This is a genomic window from Corallococcus sp. AB011P (assembly GCF_003611605.1).
In the GTDB taxonomy this organism is placed as follows: domain Bacteria; phylum Myxococcota; class Myxococcia; order Myxococcales; family Myxococcaceae; genus Corallococcus; species Corallococcus coralloides.
Genome location: NZ_RAVX01000001.1, coordinates 1,106,342 through 1,125,247, shown reverse-complemented (window position 1 = coordinate 1,125,247; position 18,906 = coordinate 1,106,342). Strand labels below are relative to the sequence as shown.

At 69.2% G+C, this 18,906-nt stretch carries 10 protein-coding genes; 2 read left to right on the top strand and 8 right to left on the bottom strand.

What is annotated here, in order from left to right; translation table 11 throughout:
- Positions 1-34: 34 nt before the first annotated feature.
- Positions 35-907 carry a DMT family transporter gene (locus D7X30_RS04795; protein ID WP_120561594.1) on the top strand — a complete coding sequence of 291 codons (873 nt, stop codon included), beginning with the start codon at positions 35-37 and terminating at the stop codon, positions 905-907.
- A 76-nt stretch (positions 908-983) separates the two neighbouring features.
- Here D7X30_RS04795 and D7X30_RS04790 read toward each other — a convergent pair whose 3' ends face one another.
- From D7X30_RS04790 to D7X30_RS04775, 4 genes are all read right to left on the bottom strand, one after another.
- Positions 984-1,520, bottom strand: coding sequence for a DUF4833 domain-containing protein (locus tag D7X30_RS04790; protein WP_233591379.1), 537 nt, complete (start codon positions 1,518-1,520; stop codon positions 984-986).
- A 132-nt stretch (positions 1,521-1,652) separates the two neighbouring features.
- Positions 1,653-2,333 (bottom strand): 1-acyl-sn-glycerol-3-phosphate acyltransferase, encoded by a 681-nt coding sequence (locus D7X30_RS04785; protein WP_120561758.1) that lies wholly within the window; start codon positions 2,331-2,333, stop codon positions 1,653-1,655.
- 356 nt (positions 2,334-2,689) lie between these two features.
- Complete coding sequence (locus tag D7X30_RS04780) at positions 2,690-6,823, bottom strand: Ig-like domain-containing protein (protein ID WP_120561593.1); 4,134 nt, start codon at positions 6,821-6,823, stop codon at positions 2,690-2,692.
- A 746-nt stretch (positions 6,824-7,569) separates the two neighbouring features.
- The gene (locus tag D7X30_RS04775; RefSeq protein ID WP_120561592.1) at positions 7,570-10,533 is read right to left on the bottom strand and encodes a DNRLRE domain-containing protein; all 2,964 of its coding nucleotides are present in this window, start codon (positions 10,531-10,533) and stop codon (positions 7,570-7,572) included.
- Positions 10,534-10,795: 262 nt separating this feature from the next.
- Between D7X30_RS04775 and D7X30_RS04770 the strand changes: the two genes are divergently transcribed.
- Positions 10,796-11,284 carry a hypothetical protein gene (locus D7X30_RS04770; protein ID WP_120561591.1) on the top strand — a complete coding sequence of 163 codons (489 nt, stop codon included), beginning with the start codon at positions 10,796-10,798 and terminating at the stop codon, positions 11,282-11,284.
- A gap of 81 nt (positions 11,285-11,365) precedes the next feature.
- On the opposite strand, the gene D7X30_RS41895 is transcribed toward D7X30_RS04770, so the two are convergent.
- The 4 genes from D7X30_RS41895 to D7X30_RS04750 all read right to left on the bottom strand — a co-directional run bounded on the left by D7X30_RS41895 (position 11,366) and on the right by D7X30_RS04750 (position 18,870).
- Positions 11,366-13,387 carry a hypothetical protein gene (locus tag D7X30_RS41895; protein WP_158619205.1) on the bottom strand — a complete coding sequence of 674 codons (2,022 nt, stop codon included), beginning with the start codon at positions 13,385-13,387 and terminating at the stop codon, positions 11,366-11,368.
- A gap of 41 nt (positions 13,388-13,428) precedes the next feature.
- Positions 13,429-14,619, bottom strand: coding sequence for a hypothetical protein (locus tag D7X30_RS04760; RefSeq protein ID WP_147443109.1), 1,191 nt, complete (start codon positions 14,617-14,619; stop codon positions 13,429-13,431).
- A gap of 565 nt (positions 14,620-15,184) precedes the next feature.
- Complete coding sequence (locus D7X30_RS04755) at positions 15,185-17,227, bottom strand: endo-1,3-alpha-glucanase family glycosylhydrolase (protein WP_120561589.1); 2,043 nt, start codon at positions 17,225-17,227, stop codon at positions 15,185-15,187.
- Between the two features lie 140 nt (positions 17,228-17,367).
- Positions 17,368-18,870, bottom strand: a complete 1,503-nt coding sequence (locus D7X30_RS04750) for an acetyl-CoA acetyltransferase (protein WP_120561588.1) — start codon at positions 18,868-18,870, stop codon at positions 17,368-17,370.
- Between the last annotated feature and the right edge of the window lie 36 nt (positions 18,871-18,906).

Sequence of the window (18,906 nt, the reverse complement as noted above, 5' to 3'; positions counted from 1 at the left end):
ACGCGCGTCATGCGGCCCGCTATGTCCCTGCTGCGTGAGCACTCCCCTCCTCACCCTGCTTGCCCTCCTGGGCTTCGCCGCGAACTCGCTGCTGTGCCGCGCTGCCCTCTCGGGTGGCGCCGGGCGCGGCATCGACGCGGGTTCGTTCACGCTGGTGCGGCTTGCGTCGGGAGCGCTGATGCTCGCGCTGCTGCTGCGGCTCCGGCGGGGCGGCCGCGGGGCCACGGGGCATGGGAGCTGGGGCTCGGCGCTTGCGCTCTTCGTGTATGCGGCCGGCTTCAGCTTCGCGTACGTGCGCATCGGGGCGGGCGTGGGCGCCCTGCTGCTCTTCGGCTGCGTGCAGCTCACCATGCTCGCGGCAGGGCTCGCGCGCGGTGAGCGGCCACGCGCGCTCGAGTGGGCGGGGCTCGCGGTGGCACTCTCGGGGCTCGCGGGGCTCACACTTCCTGGAGCGAGCGCGCCGGATGCGCTCGGCGCGGGGCTCATGGCCGCGGCGGGCGTGGCGTGGGGCATCTACAGCCTGCGGGGGCGTGGAAGCACGGACCCTCTCGCGGCAACGGCCGGCAACTTCGTGCGCAGCGTGCCGCTGGCCCTGGCACTCGTGATGCTCGCCCACGCTCTGGACGCGGCCCCACGCCCGTCGCCGAAGGGGCTGCTGCTCGCGGTCACGTCCGGCGCGTTTGCCTCGGGCGTGGGCTACAGCCTCTGGTACGCAGCGCTGCCCCATCTGAGCAGCGCGCGCGCGGCGGTGGTGCAGCTGTGCGTCCCGGTCATCGCGGCGGTGGGCGCGGTGCTGCTGCTCGGAGAGCCCCTCACCCAGCGGCTGCTCCTGGGTGGCACCGCGCTGCTTGCGGGCGTTCTGCTGAGCCTGCGTGCGAAGCAGCGTCCCATGACGGCGAAGCACTGACGGGCACGTCCGCAGCGCGCCTATGCGCGAAGCGAGCTCGGGCGGAGACAAGAAGGGCCTGGAAGGGAATCCCACCTCACTGGCGAATCAGCTCATGGACGGGCTGCCCTTCCGGGCCCACACCATCCAGCCGCACGAAGTCGACCGAGAAGGGCCAGGACGTCTTCACGAAGACGTGCTCCAGCCGGGCGACGCTGTTGCCCAGCTTCGTCCACGCCTGGACCTGGCATTTGCCGTCGACCCGCGCGGTGGTGATGTCGACGGGGCGCGAGGGAAAGGCCCTCAGGCTCACCCGGACCCGCCAGCCATCCGCGGTGGCTTCGACCGGCTGCGGGTCCTCCAGCCCATACACGGGTTGCTCGACCCCCAGCAGTTCCTCCACCTCCGAGGGCCCGCGCTCCAACATCCGCCAGTACACCTGCACGGGGCGCGTCCCCACCGGGCGGCAAGCCTCGTCCAGGCGCAGGGCGTAGTGGACCTGGTTCCGGTTCTCGCTCCGCGTCAGGAAGAAGGCGGACTGCGCTGGGAGGGGCTCTCCGGCCGCGGAGGCCAGGGTCGCGACGCTCGTCAGCGCAACGGCGGTGAGGGTGCCGAGCCTGGGTTCAGGAAACATAGGGGTCCCCATGCATCGCGCAGTGACGGCGGTCGCCCGCGAGGCCATATCGGGATGTCGAATACCGCTGTCCCCCGGAACTGTCACCCGCCCGGCACACTTTTCACAGAATTCGGCCCGGTTGCGTGACGTTCAGCGCTCGGCTTCCATGCGCGCCTTCTCACGGACAATGACATCGCGCACGTGGTCGCGCAGGGCGTGCACGTCCCCGGCGAAGCCCTCCGGGTCGATGGGCTCCAGCACACGCACCCGGGCGTGGACCGCCTGCTGGATGACCAGCCCGTGCTTGGGCATGGTCCGTGCGGTGCCAGTGAGGACCACGGGGATGATGGGGCAGCGCTGCTGGATGGACAGCGTGAAGGCGCCATCCTTGAAGGCCTTCACCTCCCCATCCTTGGAGCGGGTGCCTTCGGGAAACATCAGGATGGGGACGCCACGCGACAGCCAACGCTCACACCCGGCCATCATCTGGATGATGCTCGCCCGGTCTCCGCGGATGAGCGGCACATACCGGTTGAGATGCATGTTCCAGCCGATGAGCGGCAGCTTGAAGTTCTCCGCCTTGGAGACCCACTTGAAAGGCCGGTAGAGGCCGAAGAGGACCAGGATGTCCCCCAGCGACTCGTGGTTGGCCACCAGCACCGCCGCGCCCTTCCAGGGCAGGCGTTCGCGGCCCTCCACCCGCAGGTGCCACATCGGGTTCACGTAGAAATACAGCTGTGCCCAGAAGCACGAGTACAGGTGAAGCACGCGTCCATTCGCGTCAAACGGGCGGGTGAGCGCCCACAGCAGGAGCGCTCCAAGGAACAGCATCGCGCTGGACAGCGCGAAGAAGATCCAGAACGCGATCGAGAGGAGGATTCGGATGGCTCCCACTCTGTCACGGATGGATGGATTCACCCAGCGTAGGTGGGCATGGATGACGCCCGGTGCACGAAGGCGGTCCAGCGGCGCTGGGCGAAGGCTGCATCGCCCAGCGCCTGTGAGCACGACTGCCGCACCGGGCTCACATTCCCGCCTATACGCTGTAGGAGTCAGCCCGCTGCCAGAGGATGTCCCCGCCGGGTCCGGCGGCGCCCGAGCTCCAAGGCGCCGCGCTGTCCGCGTGGGTGGAGGCGGAGCCCTCCACCCTGTTCCGAGCGAAGGGCCGTCGGGTGGCGGGGGCTGGCTCAGTTGCCGGCGTAGGCGGACATGTTGCTACCCGGGTAGCCGCCGGTGCCGGACCAGGTGGCGGGCAGCGCCGTCAGCCCTGGCTGGACCTTGTAGGAGCCAGTGCCGCCGGTGTGACGCCAGTAGATGTCGCCGGTGGGCGCGAGGACCGCCAGCCAGTACGTCGTGCCCGACGTCACCGCCTGTGACGTGATGGTGCAGACGTTCCATGCCCCGGGGGTGACGGGCGTGACAGTGCAGGTGCGCAGCTGCGCGCCGGGCGTCCCGTTCCCATTCGCATACAGGCCGACCTGGAGCGTGGTGGCCGTCGTCTGCGCATCCACGTAGAGGCTCAGCCGCGTGACGTTGCCGCTGGCGCTCGCCACGTAGTTGAACGCAGCCGCGACGCCAGCGTTCTCGAAGTCGGACGTCGTCAGCACGGTGCTGTTACCGACGAGGGCGGTGGGCGCGGCGGGGGTCGTCGCGCTGGCGTTGGCCGTGAAGGCCGAGTTCCCCGCGGCGTTGGTCGCGCGAACCCGGTACCAGTAGCGGGTGCTCGCGGCCCGGCCCGTGTCACTGAACGTCGTCACGTTGGCGCCCGGCGTTCCGACCTGGGCGAAGGTGCCCGGGGCCCCGGAGACGTCCGGCGCCCGCTCCACCAGGAAGCCGCTCTCGTTGGTCGAGGCATCGGTCCACGCCAGGTTGATCTGCCCCGGCGACACCGCCGTCGCCGTCAGGCCCGTGGGCGTCGCGGGCACGGTGGTGGCGCTGCTCACGGTGATGGAGACCGTGGCGGAGTTCGTGCTGGCAGCGGGATTGCCCGTGTCCACGGCCACGGCGCGCACCGTATGGCTTCCCTGGGAGGGATTGCTCCAGGTGCAGCCGTAGGGGCTGGTGGTGCTGGAGCAGACGAGCGACGTGCCGTCCGCGTAGAAGTCCACCCGCGCGATGCTCCGGCTGAAGCCCGCGCTGGCGGTCGCGGCCAGCGGCACGGAGGCCGGCGCGGTGTACGTGGCATTGGCAGTGGGAGAGGTGAGGCTCACCGTGGGCGGGTTTGACAGCGTGAGGGGCACCGCGGCGGAGGTGGTGGCCTGGAGCGAGTCGTCGGTGGCCCTCGCCGTCACGCTGTGCGCGCCGTCCTGGAGCGAGCTGACGCCGCAGCTCACGGACGTTGAGGTGGGCGCATTCACCGTGCAGAGCAGCGTGGTGCCGTTGTCGAAGAACTCCACCTTCGTGAGCGTGCGGCCCGGGCCCGCCGTGGCCGTGGCCTGGAGGTTCAGGTTGGCAGGCGCGGTGAAGTTGGCGTTGGCGGCCGGCTGGGTGATGGACACCGTCGGCGCGGTGGTACCGCCCGCGGAGAGGCCATACATCGAAGCGTTGGACGCGCCCGCGTACACCGTGGAGGTGCCGAACGTGGGGCCCGGCAGCGAGGAGAGGCCCGTCGGCGAATAGCGCATGGAGCCGGTGGGCAGGTCCATGTAACGGAACACGCCGCCCCCGTTCGCGCCCAACAGCGCCAGCCAGTAGACGGTGCCCGACGTCAGCGTCACCTGCGGCGCGGCGGTGCAGCCGTACCACTGCCCCGTCACCAGCGGCAGCGGCTCCACCACCGGGGTGGTGCAGGAAGAGAGCAGCGTCCCCGGAGCGCCCGAGGCATCGCTGTAGACGCCGATGGACAGCGACGCATTGGCATTGCCCGGCGCCGCGAAGACCTTGAGCGTCCCCAGCGTCCCGGTCGCGACGGCGGTGTACTGGAAGGCGTTCACCGAGCCGCCGTTGTCGAAGTCGTTCTGCGTCCCCACGGTGTCCACGCCCACGAGCCGCACGCCGCCCACGGAGGGGCTCACCGTGAAGCTCACCGGCGCGGAGTCAGTGACGAGCGCCGGGCTGCCATTGTCCGTCGCGCGGGCAATGACATTCGTGAACGTGCCGGCCGTCGCGTTCCACGTGCAGGCCGTGCCGGTCGTCGTGAAGCAGAGCGACGTGGTGCCCTGGAAGAACTCCACGCGCGTGAGGGTCCGCCCGGCGCCCGCGCTGGCCGAAGCGCTGAGCGTCGTGCTGCCCGTGGGCAGCGTGGCGCCGGACGCGGGACTCAGGATGCTGACGGTGGGCGGGCCGGCGACCGTGATGGCCACCGACGCGGAGCCGCTCTCACCCAGGCTGTCCACCGCCTCCGCGCTCACGGTGTGGCTGCCATTGCCCAGGCTGCTCGTGGCCGTGCAGGTGACCGGGTTGGAGACGGGGGCGTTCACTGCGCAGAGCACGGTGGCGCCCGCGCGGAACGTGACGCTGGCCAGCGTACGGCCGGAGATGGGCGTGGCCGTGGCGCCCAGGCTGAGCGTCGCGGGCGCGGTGAAGTTCTGCCCGGCCGAGGGCGCGGTGATGGCGACGGCGGGGGCGGTGGGAGGCGCCCCGGAGATGACGATGACCCCGCTGGTCGAGTGGCGGATGCGGAGCGCATTGTTGCCGGGGTCGAAGGTCCACCCGTCCGCGGCCAGGTCCGTACGCTGCGACAGGGCGGTGCCGCCCGCCGACACCGCCGAGGGGACGAAGGCGAGGCGCAGCACCTCCGTCGCGCTGGCATCGTAGGTGTTGTAGCGGACCTCGTTGCCGGGACCGTAGGTGATGCTCTTCACGACGGAGGTGGAGCGCAGCAGGTGGTTCTGTCCGGCGGGCGCCCAGTCCGGCTGCGCGCCCATGCCGATGACGAAGTGCCGGATGAAGTCACCCCAGCCGTCCGTGAACCAGACGTTGTTGGGATACGGCCCGTCGATGGTGAGTCCGCTGTCGCGCACCATGTACGTGGCCCAGTTGAACGCGCGGAAGGCCTTGTCCTTCGCCGTCGCGTCCCCGGTGAGCTCCGCGTAGCGCGCGTTCACGGCGGCGTAGCGCGCGGTGTGGCTGCCCATCTTGTAGTGGAACGCGTACTGCTCCTTGATGGGACGCGCGCCGAACTCCAGCGTGTCTCCGAAGTTCGTCTCGATGAAGGCGATGATGTTCTGCACGTGCACCTGCCAGTTCGGATCCAGGCCGGGGTTGTCCATCAGGAACTTGGCCGTCTCCCCGGGGACGAGCTGGTTCAGGTTGTTGGTGGCGTCCGAGCCCACGTCCTCGAAGTACTGGGTCCAGTTCTGCGTCGCGATGGGGCCGTTGCCGCCCAGCAGCCACGCGAGGACGGTGGCCTGGGTGCTCTGCCATTGGGCCAGCTGCGTGCCGCTGTAGCCGGGCGCGCCGTTCAGCGCGCCGGCCTGTCCCAGCCGGATGAGCTCCTGGAACAGCTTGAGGGGCTCCACGACGTTGGACGCGTAGTTGTCGACGATGTTCGCGCCGGTGCGCACGGCGTTGTCGGAGGCCCGTACGCGGTACGGCCACGGTGACACGGTGGCGCTCGGAGTGCGCAGGTGGCTGGTGAGCTGGTTGGCCGCGTTGATGGCCATGTCGCGATAGGCCGTGTTGCCATTGAACTTGAAGGCCTGGACGGCGGCCCACGCGAGCGCGCCCACCTTCTCCGGCTGGAGGTAGCCCACGCCGTCACCCACGCCCACCGAGCCGCCCGCCTGCGCGCCAGCGTATGTCAGCGTGCCGCTGGCGCCGCTCGCGTAGGGCACCCGCGACCAGTGGTCCCCCACGGCCGTCATGCCGTGCGCCAGGTGCCAGTCCAGCAGCGCCAGTGCGACGTCGCGCAGGCGCGGGTCGTTCTTGTAGGGCGAGTACGCAAGGCCGGACTCGATGAGCATCGCGTTCAGGCCGGCGGGGTTGTGCGGCCAGCCCACCGGCTGACCCGCGGGAGAACACCCGGGCGCCGTGCCGCTGCACAGGTACGAGTGCGCGTAGTAGGCCGGCCTGGCCACCGACGGGTTCGTGAGGTTGGACAGGTTGGGGAGCGCGAGCAGGTAGTTCTGGTTCAACTCCAGCACATAGTCATACGCGGCGGAGCTTCCCGGGTTCGTGGGAGGCGCCCAGGACAGCAGCTTCCCCGTGCCGTCGCACTGCGCGGCGTGCTGGTCGATGCTGCCGCCACCGCTGCATGCGAGCGCCTGACGCACGGAGGTGGGCTCGGGGGCGTCGGAAGGAGCGACACAGTGGGTTAGCAGCAGGAGCGTGATTGCTCCGATGAGGGAGCGGACGGTCCGCTCCGGGAGATGGGCATGCATGGGGGTGGGTGTCCTTGGAGGGGCGCACAAACAGCACCGGCCCTGGAGATTGCTCTCTCCAGGGCCGGTGCATTATCGCCCGCGCCCGGTCGCCGGTTGCGTCAGGCCCGGGCTGGCAGCGGGGCGCTGAACGCCAAGGGCTGCGGGGCCGCCATCCTCGTGGGCTTCTACCGAGCCAGCAGCCCAGGTGCGCACTCGCCGTGCGCAACCCCAGGTGCTTCAGAATCGCGCGCACCCCTCATGCTCCCTTCACATACGCCAACACCCTTAAGCCTGCCTCCACACCTCACGCAGGCGAACACGTCGAAGTCGAACGTCCTCCTCTGCAACTCGGCGTAAGGCCACTCGCGGCGTCCGCTGCTTCATCCGCTCCGTTCTGGCCGCTGCCTCCTTCCCCGCTCCCGCATCCTCCTCATTTGCTTGGGGGAGCAGAAATGGCCGCAGTTTGGCGCCTGGAGCGAAGACGCCGTGGAACCTCGTGAGGTTTGCCCGAGGCGGAGGCACCAGGGACGCCACACGTCTCCAGCGGGGATGAGAACGGGACGAAACGGGATGGGGCAGCAGAACGAACCGATGAGAGATCAAGGCATTGGCCGGTAACAGCGCGACCTGCTTGGGTTACGCAAGAGTGGCGATAGCCACCGAGCTTACGTCGCCCACATGGTTCGAGCAGGACACACCCGAGCAGGGCACGGCACGTCCCCGGGGCCCCCCGCTTGGATGTGGGAGCCCCGAGGCACGGCGGACTACTTGCGCAGCTTGAACAGCAGCACGTCGGAGCGCCGGGACTGCGGCGTGTACCAGGTGCCGTCCATCTCGAGCGCCTCGTTCAGGTTGCCCGCCACCACGACGCCGTCCGGGGAGGACGCGAGGTGGAGCTCATGCACGGACGTAAGCCCCAGCACGCGGACCCACCGGGACTCCAGCCCGGGACCGAAGGCCGCCAGCGTGGGCCGGGGCAGTTCGTCCTGGCGCCAACCGACGTCGCCCAGCCCGATGAGGTTCCCCGCGCCGGACTGGGTCGTCACGATGTTCCCGGCCCCGTCCACCACCATGTCCGTGAACCCGGAGTGCGTGAACTGCCGTAAGCCCACGTCCCCACCCGCCGCGGTGAGCATGCCCACGAGCGCATCCCGGGTACCCTCGTATTCCTCCGGCTCGCGGCTGACGTAGCTCTGGCCGGCGAACGGCAGGAAGCCGTTGAAGTTCCCGGTGAAGGCGATGCGCTGGTCGGGCAGCACGCCCACGGAGTTCACCTCGCTGAACCGCGCGCTCATCACCCGCGCCCAGCCGAAGTCGCCCCCGACGTCATACCGGGCGACGAAGCCTCCGCGCTCCGCGACGGTGCCGCCACCGAAGTCGGTGTTGCTGCCCGCATGGCCGCCCACGATGACGCCCTCGCTGGCGTCCACGGCGACGCTGTTCGCCCGCGTGCCCACCAGGGACGTCCCGGCCAGCACGCGCGACCAGAGGTGCGCACCGTCCCACTGGAGCTTCAGCACGTAGGAGTTCGGGTACTCGTCGTCGTACGGAAACGCCTTGCCCGAGTACACCGGCCCGTTGCCGAAGTCCGTGTAGCCCCAGAACGTGCCTACGAGCACCGCGCTGCCGTGCGCATCCGTGGCCAGGTCGAGCACCTCCATCGGGTTGTCTTGGTAATTCTCCGGGTCGCCCGGGTCACCGAACCAGGCCCGGAAGCCGCGCGTCCAGTCCACCGTGCCGTCAGGCGTGAGCTTCATCACCACCATACCGGAGCCCTGGGGCAGCGGCCCCTTGCCCAGGTCCGGTGCCCCAGCGTAGCTGCCGGCGACCAGCACGTTGCCCACCGTGGTCACCACCACCTTCTCCAACCGCACCCCTGCCTGCGGGAAGGAGCGCGTCCACGCGACGGCGCCATCCGCCCGGTGCAGGGTGACGGTGTGACCCGACGGGACGGGCGGGGTCCCCGTGCCGAAGAGCCGGGTGACGACCGCGAACCCGCCATCCGGCGCGGGCGCCACGTGACGGGGGGCCTCCGCCTGCGCGCCTCCGTCCTGACGCACCCAGGCCGTGGTCCCCGACAGCTTCGTGCCCCGGTACGAGCAGAACGGGTCACTCTCATACGTGACGACCAACCGGGGCGCGCCACCGATGATGTGGCGCGCTTCCGCGTCCGTGGAGACGAAGCCCACGCTGTTGGTGCTGTCCGGCAGCAGCGCGAATGCATACGTCCCGGAGGCCGTCACGGTGTTCGTCACGTCCAACTCCACCCACGCATCCCGCGCGACAGCCCCCAGGTCCACCAGCGGCTCGCCCACTGGCGCCGGGCGGTGCTTCCAGTCCGTCGTCGCCCCGTCGAACGTCGACGCCCGGTAGAGCCGGGGCCCGTTGCCCGTGCCGTCAATGGCATACAGGCGCAGCGCCACCCGCTGGATGCGCTCCGGCCGCAACGGGACATCAAAGCGGAGGAAGGCCTCCGCGCGGGGATCCGCGTCCACCCGCAGCGAGGCGTGGTGCTGGAACTTCGAGTCCGGCGCATCCGCCGCGGCGTAGGTGTCGTGCAGCGCGCTGACGGGGACCTCGACGTACTCCGTGCGGGTCAGGCACGCGTCCGTCGGGGCTGTCTTCGCCGCGCCCGTCCAGACGAGCAGCCGGGGACGCAGCGACGCATCCGCGCTCTCCCGCGAGTAGAACGTCACGCCGTCGCTGGAGGTCGGGTACAGCCCGAACGTCACGTCCCCGTTGCCACGCACCAGGTCCGTCACGTCGTAGTCCACCCAGCTCCCCGTCGCGAGCCCCTGCGCGTCCTCCACCGGGCTGCCCGTGCGGGCCGGCCGCGAGCTCCACGTGACGCTGGCCTCGCTCCACGGCAGCCCCGTCAGCGAGTACACGGCCGGGCCGTCATCCGACCCCGAGCTCACGTACAGCCGCAGCACCGCGCGCTGCACGGCCTCCGTCAGCCCCTGCACCGGGAAGCGCAGGTAGGCCTCCTGCATGGGGGCGCTGTCCACCTTGAACGTCGTGGCGCCGCCCTGGGCCGTGCCCGGGCTCTCCGCGTCGACGAACGTGTCGCCGCTCGCGGTGAAGGACATCGGCGCGCCGGAGAGCGTGAGCGGCGCGGGCGGCGGCGGCGGGTTGTTCTCGGCGGACTCCACGGTGAGGACGAGCTGCGGCTTGTACTCGAAGGACTCGCTCGACCCGAACGTGAGGCTGTCCGTGCCCTTCGCCGAGAGGAGGAGGTCGACGCTGTAGTAGCGGCTGGGGATGGACATGCCCGACACGTCGAGATCCACCCAGGTCCCGCTCCTCACGGGCCCCTCGCTCGAGGTGAGCCAGGCGTCGCTCCAGTCCGGCCGGGTGTTCCACGTCACGCTTTCGTCCCAGATGTGCACGCCCGGCGAGTCGTGCACGACGACGCCCTGGGCCGCGTTGTTCATCGCGAACAGGCGCAGCCTCGCGGACGTCACCGTCCCGGCAACGGGGAGCTCGGCCCCGGAGAAGCGCAGGTACGTCAGCGCCTCGGGGGTTCGCGAGACCTTCAAGGTGGAGGAAGCGCCGAAGCTCGTGTTCGGGGACGCGGCCTCCACATGCGCGTCCTCCGTGGGCGTCAGGACGACCGTCCGCGTCGTGAGCGCCGCGCGCTCCGTGCTGACGGTCTCCGCCCCGGGCTCACGTGAATCTTCTTCCGCTGGCAGTGGCGCGCCGCACCCACCCAGGGTCGCGAGCGCCATCCCCATTCCCCACAACATCCCTGCGACTGTCATCCGTCTCACGCTGACTCTCCCTCTGGGACCACGAGGGAAGGGCATGAGCAACGGGTGAGCCAGACATTGGGGCCGTGGCCGCTCCTGGAGAGCCTCTGAAGGATTTCCAAGCTCGCCGTCTTATTCCTATCGAATGGGGAGCTGAACGACGTCACAGCGTCCCTGCTCATGCCGTAGCGGGGCCAGGACAGTTGCCCTGGAAACACTTCGTTGAGGGGGGACCACACAGATGTCCAAGAAACTCACCGTGGCGTTCTTGCTGCTGCTCTCCGGTTGTTCGACCACCGCGACCATCTCCCGCGTGGATGGAGGAACCTACGCCGCCAAGATTGTCCGCAGCGATCAGGACTCCCTCTTCGTGAAGACGTCCTCGAAGGGAAGTGAAATCGCCATTCCCAGGTCGAACGTCTCGGATATCGACCACCCTGGAAATGGCATGGCTGTGTTTGGCGCGCTGCTGACTGCCTATGGCGGGCTGAACGTCGCGGCGGGCGCCAGCACGTGCGGCGAGGTCGGCGGCGCCTACTGTGTCGGCACCTTCCTCCCCGCCGCCGTGGGCATCCCGATCCTCATCTGGGGCCTGACCACCTGGACCAACTCCACCGACGCGGCGCAGGGCGGCTCCACGGCCGCCCACACCGGTGCCGTGCCGTCCCCGCCTTCCGCCTCTGCGTTCGACTTCCGCGGGAGCGCGCCGGGCTCCGCCCAACGCCGCTGAGCATCCGCGCGTGGACTGCCGTTGAAGGGAGGGCCCTCTCCTCAGGCCCTCCCGTCACCGGTCTGCAAGAACGAACTCAGCTCACAGCATGCAGGAGACCGCGTTGTAGGTCAGGATGACCAGACCGGCGTTGCCTGCTCCGGAGGAGGCGGCACCGGCCGCGGCCGGCAGGGTCGTGGCGGTCGACCAGGTATTGGCACCAAGACTGCTGCCGTCGCCGGTGCCCCCATTGCCGCCCGCGCTGCCACCCGCGCTGCCGCTGACGCCACCGCCGCCGCCATAGCCACCCCCACCGCCTGCGATCACGTTGGTGGCGATGCCGCCGTTGAGGCCAACCCCACCACGGGCATAGGGGCTGTTACCACCGGCTCCAAGGGTACCGGCCAGGCCACCTGTGCCACCCGCCGTGCCGCCCGTCGCACTCCCCCCGCCGCCGCCCCACGAGGCAAACCCATGTCCACCGGCCGCGACATCCACGAGCTGATTGGAGTTCAAGATGGCGCTGCTGCCACCACCACCACCACCCAGGATGGAACCGGCCCCGCCACCGCCGTAATAGCCAGCGCCGCCGGCACCCTGGCCACCGTCATAGTAGGCCCCCCAGCCACCACCGCCCCCGACGAAGACCTCCAGGTTCCCGGAACCCAGTGGGAAGCTCCCTGTGGCGGTGGCTCCGTTGGAGCCCCTGAAGTTAAAGCCCATGCCACCGCCAGCACCGCCCACCATGCTGTAGTTCACGGTGACGGGGTAGCCATACGGGTTCGCCTTCTTCAGGTATGAGGTGACGACCTTGACGCACGTCACCGTCCCGCCAGTCAGGTTGATGGAGAAGGTCTGGGTCGTCTTCTGTCCGCTCGCATCCTGGATCACCAGGGTGATGAGTGAAGAAACTCCCAGCGACGGGGCCGTCCAGGTGACCTCGCTCCGAGAGGCGCTGGTGACAGGAGTTCCCAGCGTGCCGCCGCTGGCGCTCCACGTGAAGGTGAGCGCCGCACCCTCGGGGTCGTAGGCGCTCACGACCAGCTTCACCGTTCCGTTCACGGCCACGGTGTCGGTGGATTGGAAGAGCTCATCGATGACGGGGGGCCGGGTGGGAATCTGGGGCAGCCCCACGTTGATGCCCAACTGGCCCGTCGTGCTCCCACCGCGTCCATCGTTCAAGCTCACCGTCACCTTGCACACCGCGCTCGTGGGGGCCGTGGCCGGCGCCGTCCACGTTGGACGCTGCTGCGTGTCCGCGCTGAAGCTGCCGCCGCAATCATCCGCCCAGCTGTAGCTGAGCACATCGTTGTCGGCATCCACCGCCGCCACATCCAGGCTCACGACACCCCCAGGAGCCACCTGGCCGGACGGAGTACCCGTCACCAGGGTCGCCACGGGCCAGGTGTTGAACGCGACGGCGACATCCGCCGAGCCCCTGGCACGCACCACGGCGACCTTCAAGGAGATGCCCGCCTGGCCGCCCTTCCCATCCGTCACGCTCACGTTCAGCGAATAGGTTCCCTCCGTGGCCGGTGCGGTCCACGTCGGGCTGGCGGTGGTCGCGTCGACGAAGGTGCCACCGCTCGCCGTCCAGGCGTAGCTGCGCGCGTCGCCATCCGCGTCCGTGTCGGTGACGGCGAGCGTGACGGACTCGTTCACGTCCACGCGGCTGGTGGAGGCCGTGAGGCCGGTAATCGTGGGCGCGCTGTTGACGAAGGGTGTCGGCGCCGTCGTCTGCTGCAGCACGATGACCACGGCGGCCGTGGCGCTCGAGGTGATGGTGACGCCGGTGGCCTGGCCTTCATAGACCTGGGTGTCGGAGGAATCGAAGGCCTGGGCGCGGAAGGTGCGGTTGGCGCCGGCCGGAATCGCACCGAGGACGGCCCTCCACTGGCCGCCGGTATTCTGCAGGTTGGCGACAATGTCAGCGGAGAGGTCCGCGGCGCTCACCGTGAGGGTGACCCTGGCCACGTCCGAGGTCGAGAGGGCCTGGGCCGAGACGGCGATGTCGGCCGAGCCCTCCTGGGAAGGAGCGGGAGCGGGAGCGGGAGCGCAGGCCGCGAGCGTCATGAGGAGCAGCGGGAGGAGCGCCAGGGATTGGAATGGGTGTGGTCGATTCAAGGGGTTCCCAAAAGGAGCAAGAGGTTCACGGGAAACGCGGGCTAGGGAAGGCTGACGGTGAAGCTCTGCGTCGCCTGCACTCCGGCCGCGTCCATGACGACCGCGGTGAGGGTGAAGGGGCCGCCGCTGGCGGGCGCGGTCCACAGCACTTCGCTCTGGGACGCGGAGGTGGCCGGGGTGCCCAGCGTGCCGCCGCTGGCGCTCCAGGTGAAGGACAGGGCGGTGCCCTCCGGGTCGTGCGCCACCACGAGCACGTTCACCACCCCGCCCGGCTCGACGGTGCTGGCGGACTGGAAGGTCTGGTCAATGACGGGTGCGGCGTCGGGGACGTCCGGCAGGCCGATGGTGATGCTGAGGGAGCCCTGGGTGCTTCCGCCGCGGCCGTCATTGGGCGCGACAGACACGGTGCAGGTGCCACTGGACGGCCGGGTGGCCGGAGCCTTCCAGGTGGGCTTCTTGACGGTGGCGTTGTTGAAGCTGCCGCCGCAGTCGTCGCTCCAGCTGAACGTCAGCAGGTCGCCATCCGGGTCCGCCACCGTCACGTCGAGCCCCGTGCTGTCACCGGGCAGCAACTGACCCTGGGTGACGGACACCTCGCTCACCACGGGCCAGGTGTTGAAGGACGTCGTCACCGTGGCCTTGCCCTTGGCGGCCAACACGTTGATGACCAGGGAGAAGCCGGCCTGGCCGCCCTTGCCATCCGTGACGCTGACGTTGAGGGTGAAGGGCCCCTCGGTCGTGGGCGCGGTCCAGGTGGCCCCTGCCTTCGTGGCGTTGGCCAGGGTGCCCGCCGTGGCCGTCCAGGCGTAGCTCAGCGTGTCGTTGTCCGCGTCCGTCGCCGTCACCGAGAGCGTGGTGGACTGGCCCGGCTCCAGCTGGGTGGAGGACGCCACCAGCGAGCTGATGCGCGGGGCGCTGTTGCGGAAGGGCGTGGGAGCCGTCTTCTGCTGCAACAGGATGAAAACCGCCGCCGTCGAGTCCTGGGAGATGGTGACCCCGGTGACCTGCCCCTCGTACAGCAGGGTGTTGGAGCCGTCATAGGCCCGGGCCAGGAAGGTGCGGCCGGAGCCCACGGGAATCCCTCCCAGGGTTCCGCTCCACTGTCCGGCCGTCTTGAACAGGTTGCGGGAGATGTCCGGCGTGATTCCGGAGCCGCTCACCGTCACGGTGACACGGCTGATGTCATTCTCCGTCAGGGCCTGGGCGGAGACTCCAAGGCTTGCCTCGCCCACGCCTTTGCCCTCGCTCGTCTCTGTGCCGCAGGCCACGGCCAGGGCGAGCGCCAATGCAGCGACAAACAGATTCAGCGGACGGAGGGAGACCCTCGTCGGTATTTGCGACATCAATGACCTCCAGATGGGATTTGACGAATCTCAGGGACTCGTCGTGGGGCGCAATGGAAGGCGCTCCCTGAGACATCTGTAATAGGAGAGTCAGTGATGGGCAAAATCGATGCAGACAAAGTCTACGCCCGCTCGCGTCAAGGGTCCCTCTCGCCCCATCCGAGGTCACTTGAGAATCCCCTGTTTCAAGTCTCCGAGGAGCCTCGGATGCCTTCCTTCAGGAGAATGGGCAGACGTTGAAATCAACCCGCGGACGCTGGAGCTGCCGGAAGAGACGTGAACGAGCTTCCTCTCCAGCTGGTCTCGACCCTCTTCGCCGCCGCGAAGCTGGTGATTCGCGTGGAACGAACGGTGCTCTGGGTCCGACAGGGCCAACATTGCGCGAGCAGATGATTCGGGCTCGGTAGCTCCGTGTTGAGGGAACACCGGGCGGCCCGGCGCCCCTCAAGCGTCTTCAGCGCTTCAGCCACATCGGCTCGCCGGGGCACAGCCGGCAGCGGGCCTCTGCGTTGGCACAGGAGGTCGCGCAGGACGGGAGCGCCGCGCGGGCCGAGCTCCCGGCGCGGTACAGCAGGTCCTGGTACGCGATGGAGCCCACGATGGGGTGCATGCTCTGGAACTGCACCACGGTGGCCCCCGAGCGCTTCAGCCGGAAGGTCGGCGTCCCCACCGCCAGCGCCGTCCGGATGGCCTGCACGCCGCCCTCCGTCTTGTCCGCGCCGTAGGTCGCCGTGCCCTGCGTGATTTCGAGCCGGCCCGCGGACGTGAGGAAGCCCACCAGCTCCACTTCATTCGTCGCCGGGCACCCCGCCTTGCACACCGCGAGGTTCGCGGACGTCTGGGTCGTGGGCACGAGAGACGAATTGTGGATCCGGTGGTTGTAATACAGCACGTCGCGCTCGATGGTCGGCCGCGTGCCCGTCTTGAACCACTGGATGTAATACGCGGTCATGTCGTACGCGGGCCACTGTTTCCCTGTCGACGGCCGGATGTTGTGGTGCTCGTGCTGGTCGTTCCAGGTGACGATCTGGACTTCGTCCAGGCCGTCGGCAATTACATTCTCCCAGATGGAGCGGAGCGTCAGGGAGTTGCGCGCTTCCCAGAAGGCCTTGTCCTTGGGCCGGTAGTCCTGGCTGCTCATCGGGTGGATCCACGACTTGCCGTATCCGGCCGCCTTCGTCTTCAGGTTCCCGGAGTACCCCGCCGTCGTCACCGGGACGGCCGTCCCCCACCCCGCGTAGGCATCCCCTACGTTCTTGTACTCCTCGAAGAGCGCCGTGCTCCCCGTGCCAAGGAAGACAGGCACCAGGTACAGGCTCATGCCCAGCTCCGTTGACGCGCGCTGCTTCATGGTGGCGTAGAACGCCGCTGTCCGGCCCTGCGCGGCAGGATTGAACAGGCCAACGACATACTTCCCATCCGGCCGCCGCAGGAGCGCCGCGTAGCCCTTCAGCTGACCCAGGATGCGAATCATCAGGTCCTGGTCCCCCGACTGGCTCCCCGTCCCCAGGATCGTCATGTCGAAGTTGGGGATGATGTCGAAGCCGCCGGCCTGCGAGGCCGCGTCGACAATCGTCTTCGCCCGCGTCCACACCGCGCCGTTGTTCACGTCGCTGTCGGTCCACAGGTTCAGATAGAAGCCATCAATGCCAATCCTCGCCGCGAGTTCGATTTCGTCCTTCGCGTCGCGAAGCCGCCAGTCAGTCTCCGCGCGGGGAAGTCTCGGGAGCGGCCGCTCCCGCATCATGCCGCCGTAGGCCGCGTGGCTTCCGCTCTCGCCATTCACCGCGATGTAGGCGCGCTCGTAGTAGTCATTGGACGTCGGGTTGGCGTTGTCGAACGACACCGGGTAGTAGTGCCAGTGCGCATACACCCGCTTCGCCGACGCCCGGAGCGTGGTGCGCGGCACCGCGGTGAACGGCCACTCACAGGGGCCACAGTCCGGCCCGCAGTCGACGCCCGTCTCGGTGCCGTTGCGCACCCGGTCCGAGCAGGTCGCGGCGGGCGTCACGCTCAGCGGGAAGCTGGACTGGTTATCGCTCTCGTTCGTCTCCGCCGGCAGGCGGTTGATGTCATCCACATGCGCGAGGAGCGTGTGGGCCCCCGCCGTGGCCGGCGCGGTCCACACCTTCGTCCCCGCGGGGCCGGAGTTGGCGGTGAGCGTGACGCTGCCCTGCGGCTCGATGGAGCTCGTGTACGTGTCCGACCACGACACCTGTGTACCGTTCACCCAGAAGGAGAGACCGTGGACGATGCCCGCGGGCGTCGCGACGTTCCCCGTGTTCCGGATGGTTGCGCTGAAGGTGACGGCACTGCTCGGAGCCACTGTGGTCGGGCTCACGCCCGTGACGACGAGGTTGTAGCCGTCCACGAGCGCCCCCTGCTGCGAGTCCAAGGGCTCCTGGAGCGGCTCCCCGCCACAGCCCATCCACGCGGCCAGCAGCCCCAGTGACAGGGCCTTCCATGCGCTCTTCCAGTTGCGATTCGCGGGGTGCATCCACAGGCTCCGTTCCAGCCCGCATCTTCCTGTCGCGCCATCACGAGATGAATGGCGCGCTCCACGGGCGGGCAGGCTCCATTGTCGCGGTGGAGCTGAACGGGTTGCTTCAGAAATAACGGTATTTCAAGAAATCAATACTAGACCCGGCGCCAGAGGATGTCCCCGCCGGGTCCGGCGACGGCGTGCCCCTCACTGCAGACGGGCTCCTCCTCCCCGTCGCATAGGAAGTTGATGCCCGCCGTGTCCTGCGCCGGGACCTTCGCGAGGAAGCGCTCACCGGATGCGCCCCGTCCGACGATGACGCCGAACCTCGGGCTGCCGTCGCGTTCGTACAGCACCGTGTACGTTTCGATACGGCCGGGGCCCGTGGCGTCCTCCACGAACGGAGGGACGGGGCCGCGCGCGGCGTCCGCTTCCGCCTGATGCTCGAAGGACTGGGGCAGCGTTCCAGCGGGCGGCGGTTCGCGCGTGAGCACGAGGCTGTGGTTGTACGTCGCGAAGCCGCCGTTGCCAAAGAGCAGGCCATGGCGTCCCTGCTCGCGCAGCCGCTGCACCATGCTGACCACCACGTGGCTCATGTAGTTGGCGATGGGCCCACCGCCGAACGTGAGCCCCCCGAACACCGTGGCGGGCTTCTCCAGCGGCCAGCCCAGCACCCGGCGCGCCATCTTCGGCACGCACGGGAAGCAACTGTAGAGCTCCACGAAGTCGAGCATGTCGACGGTCAACCCATTCAACTCCAGCGTGCGGCGCAGCGACACGGCCATGCTCGGTGAGCTTGCATAGCCATCACGCGCGAGGAAGTCCTCCGGCTCATGCGCCGCCACGCCCCGCCCCACGTACACAAGGCGCTCCTCCGGCACTCCCCGCGCGAGCGCATTCGCCAGGCTGGTGACGAGGAACCCCGCGCCCTGGTTGACGGCGCTGTTCGCCACCATTCGCTTCCAATACGGAAACGCGATGGGCCGGTTGGACGGCGAGGGCGTGACAATCTCTTCCACGGACAAAGGCTCGCGGATCCACGCTCCCGGATTGCCCGCCGCGACCCGCGAGAACCGCGACCAGATTTCGCCACTCTCCCGCTGCGCCTCCGCCAGCGTCTGGCCATACGCGGCGCGGCCGGCATTCTCATACAGAGGATAGACGTCGACCGGAGAGTTGAGGCCGTAGCGCTTCCGGTAGGCCGCATGCGCCTGGACACCGATGCTGGTCGCGGCGTTATGCGCCGAGGGTGCGTCCCCCGCCGCCAGCGCCGCACGCCGGGCCGCCGTGCGCAGCGCCTCACCGCCCACGACCGCCGCGACCTCCACGGCTCCGGAGGCAACGCGATTGGCCGCCTCGTGCAGCAGCCGCACCGGGCTGTCGCCGCTGGCCTCCGCCGTCTGCTCATGGAGGCGCGGCCGTGCACCCAGGCGCTCCGCCAGCGCGAGCGGCAACGGCCCCATCTGCCGGAACGAGAGCTGATCCACCACCGCCAGCGAATCCAGCCGGGAGAGCCAGCCACCGCCCGCATCCGCGTCCGCTGCGCGCAGCGCGGCCTCCATCAAGCCCAGCGAGTCCAGGCCCCGCAGCGGATCCTCCGGCCGGTCGTTGATCTGCCCCACGCCCACGATGACGGGAATCCGGTTCGCGTCCTTCATGCCTCGCCTCCTGACCGACCTGCTCCCACGGCCAGC